Source organism: Staphylococcus kloosii, assembly GCF_003019255.1.
In the GTDB taxonomy this organism is placed as follows: Bacteria; Bacillota; Bacilli; order Staphylococcales; family Staphylococcaceae; genus Staphylococcus; species Staphylococcus kloosii.
Genome location: NZ_CP027846.1, coordinates 563,852 through 576,848, shown reverse-complemented (window position 1 = coordinate 576,848; position 12,997 = coordinate 563,852). Strand labels below are relative to the sequence as shown.

The 12,997-nt window shown below is 33.9% G+C and carries 10 protein-coding genes; 4 read left to right on the top strand and 6 right to left on the bottom strand.

What is annotated here, in order from left to right; genetic code table 11:
- Positions 1–410: 410 nt before the first annotated feature.
- Positions 411–1,931: an acetaldehyde dehydrogenase ExaC gene (gene exaC / locus C7J89_RS02760; protein ID WP_061853877.1), complete on the bottom strand. Its 1,521-nt coding sequence runs from the start codon at positions 1,929–1,931 to the stop codon at positions 411–413.
- 325 nt (positions 1,932–2,256) lie between these two features.
- Here exaC and C7J89_RS02755 point away from each other — a divergent pair, with 325 nt between their 5' ends.
- Together C7J89_RS02755 and C7J89_RS02750 are read left to right on the top strand one after the other, a co-directional pair.
- Positions 2,257–3,423 (top strand): hypothetical protein, encoded by a 1,167-nt coding sequence (locus C7J89_RS02755; RefSeq protein WP_103294632.1) that lies wholly within the window; start codon positions 2,257–2,259, stop codon positions 3,421–3,423.
- Positions 3,420–4,550: a cytochrome c oxidase subunit II gene (locus tag C7J89_RS02750; RefSeq protein ID WP_103294631.1), complete on the top strand. Its 1,131-nt coding sequence runs from the start codon at positions 3,420–3,422 to the stop codon at positions 4,548–4,550. Before C7J89_RS02755 ends, C7J89_RS02750 begins: the two co-directional genes overlap by 4 nt.
- 57 nt (positions 4,551–4,607) lie before the next feature.
- Here C7J89_RS02750 and C7J89_RS02745 read toward each other — a convergent pair whose 3' ends face one another.
- Positions 4,608–5,615 carry a YeiH family protein gene (locus C7J89_RS02745; protein ID WP_103294630.1) on the bottom strand — a complete coding sequence of 336 codons (1,008 nt, stop codon included), beginning with the start codon at positions 5,613–5,615 and terminating at the stop codon, positions 4,608–4,610.
- Positions 5,616–5,726: 111 nt separating this feature from the next.
- Here C7J89_RS02745 and C7J89_RS02740 point away from each other — a divergent pair, with 111 nt between their 5' ends.
- Positions 5,727–6,611 (top strand): LysR family transcriptional regulator, encoded by an 885-nt coding sequence (locus tag C7J89_RS02740; protein ID WP_061853882.1) that lies wholly within the window; start codon positions 5,727–5,729, stop codon positions 6,609–6,611.
- Positions 6,612–6,786: 175 nt separating this feature from the next.
- On the opposite strand, the gene C7J89_RS02735 is transcribed toward C7J89_RS02740, so the two are convergent.
- From C7J89_RS02735 to C7J89_RS02720, 4 genes are all read right to left on the bottom strand, one after another.
- Positions 6,787–7,563, bottom strand: coding sequence for an AraC family transcriptional regulator (locus tag C7J89_RS02735; protein ID WP_103294629.1), 777 nt, complete (start codon positions 7,561–7,563; stop codon positions 6,787–6,789).
- 26 nt (positions 7,564–7,589) lie between these two features.
- Positions 7,590–8,165, bottom strand: coding sequence for a LysE family translocator (locus C7J89_RS02730; RefSeq protein WP_103294628.1), 576 nt, complete (start codon positions 8,163–8,165; stop codon positions 7,590–7,592).
- Between the two features lie 224 nt (positions 8,166–8,389).
- Positions 8,390–10,507 carry a YSIRK-type signal peptide-containing protein gene (locus C7J89_RS02725; RefSeq protein WP_103294627.1) on the bottom strand — a complete coding sequence of 706 codons (2,118 nt, stop codon included), beginning with the start codon at positions 10,505–10,507 and terminating at the stop codon, positions 8,390–8,392.
- A 229-nt stretch (positions 10,508–10,736) separates the two neighbouring features.
- A complete protein-coding gene (locus tag C7J89_RS02720; protein ID WP_103294626.1) occupies positions 10,737–12,149 on the bottom strand; it encodes an aminotransferase-like domain-containing protein in 1,413 nt (470 codons plus the stop codon).
- Between the two features lie 184 nt (positions 12,150–12,333).
- On the opposite strand from C7J89_RS02720, the gene C7J89_RS02715 reads away from it, so the two are divergent.
- Complete coding sequence (locus C7J89_RS02715; RefSeq protein WP_061853887.1) at positions 12,334–12,954, top strand: LysE/ArgO family amino acid transporter; 621 nt, start codon at positions 12,334–12,336, stop codon at positions 12,952–12,954.
- Positions 12,955–12,997: the final 43 nt, after the last annotated feature.

Here is a 12,997-nt window from a genome sequence, read left to right as displayed (position 1 = left end):
GCAATTTAAGTTACTAAGAACATTTTCCCTATGTTATCCACCCGATTCACCTTGATAAAACGGTTAGATTGTATGGTTGTTATTCTAGCTACTATTATTTGCCATCTGTCATAAACTCATTTTGCGCTGCTACCTGTGTATATTTAACATGCACTGTATATGTATCAGTTTATAAAAATATTAAACATATGATTTTGACGACTTCTTCATTCAATCAATAACGTATATTAATTGTCTGCTAAAGCTTCACTCTCACTGTTTAATTGTTAATGTTTTATTTAATCAGAATAACAATAATTTATAACTAATTACGTAAAAAGTCAAGTTCACAACATTTTCTAAACTATAAAACACCAATAAAAAACGCTACAGACACTAACATCTGTAGCGTAACTTGCTATGACTCATAATTAGAATAACCCTGTTGGATTTTCATCATAGCTCACAAGTAAGTTTTTAGTTTGTTGATAATGTTCTAACATCATAAGGTGGTTTTCACGACCGATACCACTCATTTTATAGCCACCGAACGCTGCGTGCGCTGGATAAGTGTGATAGTTATTTACCCATACACGTCCTGCTTGAATACCTCTACCAATACGATATGCAGTGTTTTGGTTTCTAGTCCAAATACCAGCACCTAAACCATACATAGTATCGTTAGCCATCGCTAATGCTTCTTCATCATCTTTAAATGTTGCCACGGATAATACTGGTCCAAAAATTTCTTCTTGGAAAATACGCATGTTTTGTGTACCTTTGAAAATTGTTGGTTCGATATAGAAGCCATTACCTAATTCGTCATCTTCTTCTCTAATTCCACCACCAACTAGTACTTCTGCGCCTTCTTCTTTACCAATATTTAAGTATTTTTTAATTTTTTCTTGTTGTTCGTTAGAAGTTTGTGCACCAACCATTGTCGTATCATCTAATGGGTTACCAAACTTAATTTTATTTACTTTATCGATACATAGTTTAATGAAATCTTCATAAATATCTTCATGAATTAATGCACGTGAAGGACATGTACAGACTTCACCTTGGTTAAGTGCAAACATAACTAAGCCTTCTACGGCTTTCTCTAAGAAACTATCATCTTTATCCATAATATCTTTAAAGAAAACGTTTGGTGATTTACCACCAAGTTCTAACGTAACAGGAATAATATTATCACTCGCGTTTTTCATAATTGTTTTACCAGTTGTTGTTTCACCAGTAAATGCAACTTTATTAATATCTTTGTGCGTTGCAAGTGCTTCCCCAGTTTCAGCACCAAAGCCATTAACTACGTTTAATAGACCTTCTGGTAATAAGTCAGCAATAAGTTCAACCATATGCAAGACGGATACTGGCGTTTGTTCGGCAGGTTTTAAGACAACCGCATTACCTGTTACAAGTGCAGGCGCAATTTTCCAAGTAGCCATTAATAAAGGGAAGTTCCAAGGAATAATTTGTCCTACAACGCCAAGTGGTTCTTTATAGTGATAGGCAACAGTATCATTATCAATTTGTGATATGCCACCTTCTTCGGCACGAATAACGCCTGCGAAATATCTAAAGTGATCTACGACTAAAGGTAAGTCGGCCGCTAAACATTCTCTAATCGGTTTACCATTATCAAATGTTTCCACAACAGCTAAATATTCTAAATTTTCTTCTACGCGGTCCGCAATATTTAATAGTAACTGTGAACGTTCAGCTAATGATTTTTTACCCCATTCAGCTTGTGCTTTATGCGCTGCCTCAACAGCCTTGTCAACATCCGCTTTAGTAGAGCGTGGTACTTCTGAATACTTTTCACCAGTAATCGGTGAAATATTGTCGAAGTAATTGCCCTCTTGAGGCGCTACCCATTGCCCACCTATAAAGTTCTCATACTTTGATTTTACTTTGTATTGTGCGTCTTGCTCAGTTGGATTTTGAAAGATCATTAACATTACCTCCTTTTTTATAAATTCTACCCTTTTTTTCTAAAAGTAAGCGCTTTCTAAAGAATTATACTGCTTCGCTTATCGAAACTTGTACAACAATATTATTTTAATCTTTAAATGTTAAATATAAAGGGTATAAAATAGATAATTGAGCTTTTGTAATTCCCGTTACAGAAGCATATTAAATTGTATGTTTATTATATTTAAAAATCTAAGTGATGCTATATGACATCATACCCCTCAAAATAATATTTTCTAAGATTATTCAAATAGCGAAATCTTATTTTTAAAATATATAAAATTACTTAGCAAAGGAGCGTAGACCTTGAAAACCATTAACATTGGATTAATCGTGGCCCCAGGTATGCCCGAAAAATTAACTAATAAATGTTTAGACGCATTACAACAACATATTAAATCATTACTACCAAACATCGATTGTAACTTCGACATTGAAGGCGACAGTGTCACAGGGAGTGCAGAATACGTACATGAATGTATAGATTATGCCTATCGGCGTAAAAATGAAAATAATTGGGACTTCTCCGTTTGTGTTACTGATTTACCCAGTTTTTCGAATAGTAAAGCTGTTTTATCGGACGTCAGTACCACTAATCAAACAGCTTTAATTTCTTTACCATCCTTAGGTATTTATCGATTAAAACATAAATTCGTTAACGCACTTAGTGAGATAATTTATTACCTATATAGCATATCTAACAACGCATCTGTTGAACTTAAATTTAGTAATCTTTCTATAAGTAATATTAAACAAGTAGAGCCAAATGATCATAATTCTACGGATGAGCGGTTTGTTTTAAATTCCACGATAATAGGCGGAATTAAAGCCGTGCTGGGTATGACATATGCCAATCAACCATGGAAAGCTATTGGTGCTTTTAAGAAAATTATTTCATTAGGTTTTGCTACTGGTACTTACGTTTCAATCTTTTCAACGCCATGGCAGCTAAGCATTGATTTCAGTATTTTACGTTTTATTATCTTAATGTTTATCGCAGTCATTGGCATGGTTTCATGGCTTATTTATTCCCACCATTTTTGGGAAAAACCTTCTTCTAAAAGTCAACGCAAATATAGATACGCTTATAATCTAACTACTTTAACGACCCTAATAAGCTTGACAGTCTTTAACTATATTATTTTGTTTTTATTTTTATTTATTAGTGTCATGCTGTTCGTCCCAGATAATTTATTTCAACTATGGGGGAAGGCTGACGGCGAACACTCCATAACGAATTACTTAAGATTAACATGGTTCATTACTTCAGTCGGACTCCTAGCTGGTGCACTAGGTTCAGTGTTAGAAGGCGACGAAAAAATGAAAGAACTCACTTATTCTTCTCGTCAGTATGCGCGTAGTCAAAAAATCGACGAACAATTAGAGAAAGAAGAAGCATCATCAAATTATAAAGAACGCGAAGAACAACACGAGGGACAAGTCCAATCACATAAGGAGGGTAGTAAACAATGACTAAGAAAATAGGCATAATTGCAGCCCCTGGTTTAGCTAAACGATTAGCAAATATATATTATGGTACATTACCAGATATATTGAACAAACAATTTGAAGAAAATGAAGAATGGCATATCGAAACAATTGAAGATCCATTGGCAGGCTCAGCTGAATCTGTATATGAAATTCATTCTGCAATCGAGACATATATTAATAATCATGATTGGGATTACATTGTAAGTTTAACTGACTTACCTATTTTCGAAGATAAAAATGTGGTCGCAGTTGATATTAATAAAACCAATGGTGCGATTATTATTTCACTACCTGCTTATGGTTGGCGACCACTTAGAAAAAGAGTCAGTCAAACTATTGCAGAAAGCATTAGAGTCGTTGCTCATTCCTATTCAACCGTGCACAGCGACTCAAAAGGTAAAGTTATAAACAAAAACTTACAGAAGCAATTTCCACTAGCACCGTTAAAAGTGATTGATACTGCCGTTGGAAATGATGACACAGTACATCTACGTTATCTCGTTGAACCACACTTAAACGGTAGCATTAGATTAGTTATTGGCATGACTTTTGCGAATAACCCTTTAAACATGATGCGCAGTTTAAATAATTCCGTTGCGTTAGCCTTTACGACCGGTGCCTTTGGACTCGTATTTACTACAATGTGGAATTTAAGCTATATTTTTTCAAACTTACGTTTATTGTCTATTTCAATAGCCGCTATTGTAGCTATGGTCTTATGGATTGTCCTAGCACATCAATTATGGGAAAAACCACCTAAAAACCAAAGTAAACGTATTACTCACCTATATAATTTTACGACAATCGTAACCTTACTCGTGTCGGTATTTATTTATTATTTAACGTTAATGTTGTTATTTTTAATTACAGCAGTGACGATTATTCCGCCTGATTTTCTAGGTAAAACAATAGGTCTTTCTGGCTTAGCCGGACCTGTTAACTATATTGAATTGGCATGGTTTGCCGCTTCTATTGCAATCGTAGCCGGCACAATCGGCGTCGGCTTAACTAATGTGACTTTAGTGAAGGAAAGCACCTATGGTTATAGACAATTAGAACGCTACAAACAGCGTGAGGAATTAGCACAAGAAGACAACAATAATAATTAAACATACGAAAAAGGTTGAGACAGTTATTCGATGTCTCAACCTTTTTTATAATCACTTTTAAATTAAGAAAAACGCTAATAATGATACACAAACCGATATGATTAACATCGCAATTAAAGGTTTTAATGCACGGTCTTTAACATCTTGTAAGTTAACATTTAATCCAAGTCCGACCATAGCAGCAGTTAGCAACCACGTCGTCACTTGAGATATACCAGTCATCACACCATGTGGCAATGTAATAACATTACCAAGTACGTAAGTACCTATGACACTCATGATGATAAAACCGATTAAAAACCATGGAAACTGTATACGTGTATTTTCATCATGTTGCTTTTTCTTTTTCATATAAGCTAAGAAAATAAATGCTAAAGGTACAAGTAAGAATACTCGGCCTAACTTCGCTAACATAGCAATTGCTATTGTATGCCCACCTAATGGTCCTGCTGCAATTGCAACGTGTGCTAACTCATGCAAACTACTACCTGACCAAATACCGTACTGTGAATGACTTAAAGGCATGATAGGTTGAAGTAACGTGTAACCAATACCAAAAAAGGTACCTACTAAAGCGACTAAGCCAACACTAATCGCCGTATCGTCATCTTCTGCCTTTACGATTGGCGCTATTGCTGCGATAGCCGCGGCACCACATACACCAGTACCTACGCCTAATAATAAAGTAATCATTTTATCTGCTTTAAAAATTTTAGCTAGTATAATCATGGCGATAATCGCAAATGCAATAATGATCGCATCTTTAACAATCAACATTAAACCATGATGTAATATCGCATCGACATTTAACTTTAAACCGTACAAAATTATAGCTAAACGTAATAATTTTTGTTGTGAAAAAGTAATGCCCGGCTTCAGTTGGTTAGGATAGCCAAATAGTTGCCGATAAATCACAGCCAAAATAATAGCACAGGCTAATTGTCCGATATGATCTAGTCCAGGAATCAACGACAATAGAAACCCTAGTCCGGCTATGATAAAAGTAAATACTATGCCGAGAACAAAATTTTTAAAGTATTGCTTATCTCCTTGTGTGATTGTCATAACAATACCTCCCGTCATATACAAGGGTATGATGCACCTAGCTATAAGTAAAATTATTTATTATAATGATGATAATAAGTAATCACTTATACAGGGAGGTAGACATTATTCATGGATCAATATTTATCCGTTTTTATCACTGTAGCCGAAAAACAAAATTTCTCGCGCGCAGCCGAAGTGCATCTCATGACGCAACCAGCCGTATCTCAATATATTCGTACACTCGAAGAACGTATGGGCACTAAATTATTGGAACGTAGTAATAAATACGTGTATTTAAGTAAAGCGGGTGAAATCGTTTATGCTAATGCTAAGGAAATTATGATGCTTTATGATAATATGCGCGAACAAGTTAACGATTTAAGCCAATCTCCTAGTGGCGAATTAAAAATAGGTGCAAGTTATACTTTCGGAGAATATGTACTTCCCCATATCATTTCACAAACACTTGCTCATTATCCCGATATTAAACCAACTGTAACGATTGATAACACTGAAGAAATCATGCGTTTAGTCGAAACACGTCAGCTTGATATAGGTATTATCGAAGGTAAAGTTACGCACAATGCTATTAAGAAAACAATTTTTGCCAAGGATTCTATGGTTATTGTAGCTAGCCCCCACCATCCGCTAGCGCAATTATCTCATGTTTCTACCACACAATTAGAACAACAAAACTGGATTGTACGTGAATACGGTTCAGGCACTCGAGAAGCCATGGATAGAGCATTCAAGTTATTAGCAATCGCACCTAATAAGTTACTACATTATAGTAGCACACAACCCATTAAAACATCTGTAGAGGCAGGTATTGGGCTGAGTATACTATCTACTTGGGCAATTAAAAAAGAATTAGAACGTAATGAATTAACAATTATTAACACTAAAAAGTTACCCTTATGGCGCTCTTTTTCATACTTAGAACACTCATCAATAAGAACTAAAGCGCTACAAGCATTCATCGATATTATGCAACAACATGTAGATAGGATATAAAGAAGCCTGAAATGTAATGTTTCAGGCCTCTTTTCTTTCATCCATCTTTCTCCTTAATAACGTAACACTGATAATGATGACAAGAGTTAAAAAAGTTTGATACATGTACCTTTTCAATTCAGTCATCTACTGCGAATTTAGATAAAGCGTCTGGAGACAACTTGTTCCAGACGCTTTATCTAAATTGGGACATATATTGATGGGCAGTAACACCATAACGATATTTAAAACACTTATTTAAATGTGCTAAATCTACAAACCCACATTCTACAATTGCCCAATAGACATCTCTATACGTTTCTATAATATGTTTAGCCTTTTCAACTTTATAATTAATATAATATTGATATGGTGTTATTCCACATTGACGCTTGAAAAATCGTATAAATTGATACTTGGACATTCCTAATTGTTGTGCAATGTTATCAATATTGAGTTTTTCAGTTAATTGTTGTTTTATTATTTCTTGTGCAAGTGACAACTTATTATCTTCAAATTGAGAAAATAAATGTGTGCTATCAACCTGTAAACTATCTATCAATTTTAAAAATAACCCATAGCACACATCATCTGATTCTTCATTAAAAATTGCAGACGCAAGCCTTAAAATATTACTTTTAATATTTTCATCATAAATAATTGGCTTTTCAAATTGGTATAGCTGATTTAAATTACTAGCTTCTAATAATTGCTCGGGTTTGATGTACAACATAACGTATTCAAGTGTCTGACCATTATATGCCATGCCATCGTGATTTTCCTCTGGGTTAAAGAACATAATTCCATCACTGTGAGATAGTATAAAATCATTTTTTAAGTTATATGCTTGTATCCCATTCAGCGTCACACCAATGGCATATTCTTGGTGAGCATGTGTTTTGTACATAAAATCATCGAATTTTGCATGTAATGCAGTAATATTAATTGCGTTTTTAAATATAAATTCATTCATAGCTACACACCCTCAAAAAATCAGAATTAAAGCCAAACCATAACTGCTGCGTAAATTAAAAATATAGCCATCACGATATTCATACCTATTTCGTGCCGTCTAAGAAAAGTTTGTAATAACGTCCCAAAAATGAGCCAAAGACTAAAAGCAAACATAGCGATTATAGAAGTCACAATAATATAAATAGTTATTATTGAAACAGAACTATAATATGCAAGTACAAAAGTTGGTATTACAGTCATAGTAAAAGTTATAACTTTAGGGTTTAAAAATTGTAATTTAAAGCCTGATTTAAAGGTACCAATGTTCACTTCATCCTGATCATTATCATGTTTCTTAAATAACATATAGACTAAATATAGCATATACAAACTACCTATAACCTTCATAACAATTAACAACTTAGGCATGATAGATACTAAAAAGGTATTTAAAAAGGTAGAAATTATTAATAACGTTAGAAATGCCACTGTAGCACCATAAGTATATTTCAAGCCTGCTTTAGTTCCTCTACTTTTAATCGTATTTAAAATATCAATATTCGTAGGTCCCGGAGTTGCTGTAACTACTAAAGTATATAAAAAGTAAGATAAAACATTCATTTTCCCACTACCTAACTGATTAATTTATATTGTTACCTCAGTTTATAAAATCGTCTTAATTTGAGATAGTACAAAATTGCAGGCATTAAAAAAATATTTTAAATTAGCATGTGCAAAAGATAGTTGCATTATATCACTCAACTTCTATTTTCCTTATCAACAGAAAACGACAATCTCTATCGCAATAGAAATTGTCGCTTCATAATTTTTAATTATGCGTTATTTTATTTAAAAACGGAAAATCTTCTGAACATAATTACTGTTATACCAACAGCCATTAATACGCCAACAAAGAAGTAATCGCGCATAGTATCGATCATACCTGTTTTAGGTAATTGTTTTGTTGATTTTGCATCTTTGGCATTGTTATTTGCTTTGTCTTTTGAGGCTGTTTGTTTGTCAGTTACAGCTTTTTTATTATTGTCTGTAGCTTTTGTTTTATTTTGAGCTGGCGTAGCTACTGCTTTATTGTTTGTTGCTTGTTGCGTTTTGTTACTTGTAGCATTGTCCATAGCTTTCGTTGTTGCTTGTTTAGGCATCTCAGCTGTAGTTTTATTATTCATCTGTTGTTTCGTAGTTGATTGATCCTTGGCATTGCCTTGAGTCGCTTTGTTGTGCATTTGTGATTTAGCCGCTGCCTGTTGCCCTTTGCTATCTTTACTTTGTGATTGCTTCGGTTGCTCTTGTGGTTTTACTTTGGCATCTGCGCCTGTTCCTTGTTGACCGTTATCTACGTTACTCGGTTTATTTACTTTTGGTTCAGGAGCTTGAGCATTTGCTGATTTTTTGTCGGATGACTGTGCTTGCTTATTAACATCTTTAGCTGTACTAGATGATGCATTTTTGTCTTGAGATTGAGCTTGTACTTTATTGGCTTGTGGTGCTTCAGCTTTAACTTGTGGTTGAGCCTTATCCGTAGCTTTTGGCGTTGTCGCTACATCATTCGATTGTTTAGCATTATTTTGTTCCGATGGTGTATCCATAGGCTTAATTTGAGCGTTTGTATTAGGCGTAGATGCTTTAGGTGTCTCGCTTGGTGGCGCTACTTTACTATCATTATCGTTAGTTTGATCAGGTGTTGCTGGTGCCTTTGGTTCAGCAGCTTTATCAGTACTTTGATCTTTCATTGTTGCATCGTTATTATTTTGCGCATTAGCATCTTCAACATCTTTGTTTGGTGCTGCTTTATCACTATCTTGAGTTACACTTTGATCTGGTTGATTTGTGTTGTTATCTTGTGGTTGTTCTGGCGTTGGAACATTATTATTTGGTTGTTCTACATGATCAGATTTTTTAGCATCTGTTGTATTTGTATTAATAACGTCAGCAACTTTATTTTGGTCGTTAGTTTGTGGTTTCACTGGGGTTACTGCTTTTTTATCACTTCCAGACTTAGCTACATTAAATTTCACGTTCGTGAATTTTGTCTCAAAGTCTGGTACATCAATTAAACCAAATGCATTACCAAATTCGTCTGTCGCACTAATATGCGAAAACTTATAACTACCGTCTTCTAAGTCACTTGGAATAGGAATTTCTACATTCACTACCCATTGTCCTTCACTATTACGTTGTACATTACTTAGATCAGCAACTTTATTTAATCCAATTAGGCCTTTATCCGGATCATTTTCAAAACCGACTGATACTTCTTTTAATGTGCTTTTATCCGAAATTTTTAATTGTGCTTTAATCACGTCACCCGGTGCATATGTCTGTTTATCAACCGTCACACTATCAAATTGAGGTAATTCTGTATCAACATTTGATACATTTTTATTAACTACTTTAAATGATAAATCGTTAACATTGAGTGACGTAGGTGCAAGTTCCGGTGCTATCGTTGTGCCATTTTCTGCCGCATCATCTACAATAGCCGCTGAAAATTTGTATGATGTGTCCCCTATTTTGTCTGGAATATTAATTTGAATTGTAACTTTCCATAAGTCATCTCCAATTTTTTCGATGTTCGCTTTATCAGCTACACCACTTAATGCCGGCGTACCAACTTGTGTAGTATTTGTAAAACCGATTGAAGTATCAGCTAGATTGCTTTCATCTTTCACAATTAATGTTGCAATAGCAATTTCTCCAGGTGCATACTCACGTTTATCCATCTTAATGCTTTGAATTTCAGGATTTGTCGTATCTTTCTTCTGTGTAGCTTTAGCCGGTGCGTTAGTAACTGTTTGGCCATTAACACTAGCACTATTGCTATTTTGCTCTGTCGCTGAAGCATTGTTTTGCGCGCTAAATAATAACACACTACTAATAAGTAATGCGCCTGCGCCTTTTGCTAACTTTCTTATACTATACTTAGATATTTCTTGATGTTGTTTCATAGTTGTCCTCCAGTCTTGTATTGAAAGGTATCTCTATTTAATATGATGATATACAAAATTTTATTTTTAGTCAAATTGATAATTTTTTTATCTTAATATTTATTTGTCCGAAAGTGTTACCTGTTTCTATTGTTATAAAAAAGCGTGAGACTTAAGCTTTTTTCGCTCTATAGCCCCACGTTCATTTGTTTTAATTGTTGTTAGTGATTTATTTATATTATTAATATTCTTACAATAATGCCAAAATTAATTGTCTTAATTTATTACAAGCTGGTTCTATATCGTCTTTATTTATATATGAATAAGAAAATCTGATATATTGTTGTGCTTGTCTATCGTATATTTCACCAGGATGAATAATAAGTCCCGCTTCAGTAGCCATATTAAATAACTGCTTCATATCAATCGCATGTTTTAGTTTAAACCATACATAAAATGAACCTTGAGGTTTGTCCCATTCTCCTAAATCAGCCAAATAATTATCCATAGCCGTTAATAATAAATTACGTTTTTCTAGTAATGTGGTCTTTAATTGCGCAACATGTTGTTCATGAAATTGTGGCTGCGATAACCATTGTTGTGCAATGTATTGCGATATAGAACTTGCCCCATAATCACTTTGCATTTTCATATCTGCTAAATGTTTAATAATATGTTTGTTAGCAATAACCCATCCAATACGCAGACCCGGACTGACCGTTTTTGAAAGACTTCCTAAGTAAATAACGTTCTCACTATTTGGCAATGACTTCATCGGGTGCGGACGCGTGTCACCAAACCATAAATCGCCATATATATCGTCTTCAACTATAGGAATACCATTTTGTTGGCATTGATTAATTATTTTCTGTTTTTCTTGCTCGCTATAACTATTTTGGGTCGGATTATGCAATGTAGGTATACAGTAGAAAATACTATTATAATAATTACTGTTGGCGTTAAAAATATTATTAATATGACGTTTAATATAATCGATGTGCAGTGGTTTAATACTAGCGCTAATATTGTTCCACGTGCGTACAGAATGTATATACGATGGTGTTTCAATAATAATATTAGATTGTGGTACTAATAAACCTTCCGCTATTAATTTCAATCCTTGTAAAGCACCTGAGGTAATGCATATTTCATCTACAGTACATATGACACCTTTACTTTTCATATACTGTGCAATCGCTTGCCGTAATTCTAATTTCCCTTTTGCTTCTTCATAATTCGTAGTTAGTTGTAAATTGCCCTCTGACAGAATTTTTTTAAATGCATGATTAGGTATTAAATCTGGCGCTAATTCTCCTGTTCCCATACGAATCATATTGTCGGCAAATTCTAATTCATTAATTTTTTGCACATAATACAAATTATTTTTAGAAGCATTATTACCTATAAAGTCTTGCCATTTCATATTATTAGAAATAAATGCGTTCCAACTTTGATTGGATACATAGACCCCTCTTTTTTCGGAAGTCGCAATAATACCGTAACTTTTCAATATATCTAGCGCTTGTACTACAGTAGATCTATTTACATCATATTTATGTGATAATGACCGTTGTGAAGGTAATTTGTCATTAGGCGCTAACTTCCCATCTTGTATATCATTTACGATATCATCGATTATTTTTTTATATTTTGGTTTTGCCATAATATCAACTCTAATCTGGTTGGTTTTTTTATTTTTAACTGGATGGTTACGTAAAGTTAAAAATATTATAGCATAAGTACAAACATTAACGTCAGTTTGACTTTTCTCTAATCTAAAAGTTGCAATTCGTTAGACTGAAGTGGTTGGTTTAAGAAAGAATTTTAATTATAGGAGCGATTGAGTTATGCTACAACCTATTATTCACGGTTTTTTATTAGCGTTAGGTTTGATATTACCTTTAGGTGCTCAAAATGTATTTGTCTTCAACCAAGGCGCTAATCATAAAAGTTTAATAAAAGCAGCACCTGTTATTATTACGGCTGGTTTGTGCGATACTTTACTTATTAGTCTAGCTGTTCTCGGTGTTTCAGTAGTGCTAGTATCATTTCCAATTTTACAATTGATTGTCTATATTGTTGGTTTTATATTTTTACTTTATATGGCGTGGTCTTTATGGCATGAAGCACCTGCTAGTTTAGAACATTTCGATCCATTAAGTAGTAAAAAGCAAATTGGTTTCGCTCTATCTGTGTCGCTGTTAAATCCACACGCTATTATGGATACAATAGGCGTAATTGGCACGAACGCCGCTCTCTATTCACATGGCGACAAAGTATTATTTAGTTTGGCAACGATTGCTGTATCTTGGTTGTGGTTTATATTTTTAGCTGTAGCAGGCAAAATGTTGGGTTCTATAGATAAGACTGGAAAATATATCGTTATTGTTAATAAACTTTCTAGTTGTATCATTATAATAATTGCTATTCTTATCCTTAAAAATATAATAAAAATAATTATTCATTAAGAATATAACTAAGGGAGTTAATCCACGTACACCATGGGTTAAC

Coding starts and splice junctions, on each gene's coding strand:
- exaC (WP_061853877.1), bottom strand. CDS start 1,931: ATGATCTTTCAAAATCCAACTGAGCAAGACGCACAATACAAAGTAAAA.
- C7J89_RS02740 (WP_061853882.1), top strand. CDS start 5,727: ATGGATCAATATTTATCCGTTTTTATCACTGTAGCCGAAAAACAAAAT.
- C7J89_RS02735 (WP_103294629.1), bottom strand. CDS start 7,563: ATGAATGAATTTATATTTAAAAACGCAATTAATATTACTGCATTACAT.
- C7J89_RS02715 (WP_061853887.1), top strand. CDS start 12,334: ATGCTACAACCTATTATTCACGGTTTTTTATTAGCGTTAGGTTTGATA.
- C7J89_RS02720 (WP_103294626.1), bottom strand. CDS start 12,149: ATGGCAAAACCAAAATATAAAAAAATAATCGATGATATCGTAAATGAT.
- C7J89_RS02750 (WP_103294631.1), top strand. CDS start 3,420: ATGACTAAGAAAATAGGCATAATTGCAGCCCCTGGTTTAGCTAAACGA.
- C7J89_RS02730 (WP_103294628.1), bottom strand. CDS start 8,165: ATGAATGTTTTATCTTACTTTTTATATACTTTAGTAGTTACAGCAACT.
- C7J89_RS02725 (WP_103294627.1), bottom strand. CDS start 10,507: ATGAAACAACATCAAGAAATATCTAAGTATAGTATAAGAAAGTTAGCA.
- C7J89_RS02745 (WP_103294630.1), bottom strand. CDS start 5,615: ATGACAATCACACAAGGAGATAAGCAATACTTTAAAAATTTTGTTCTC.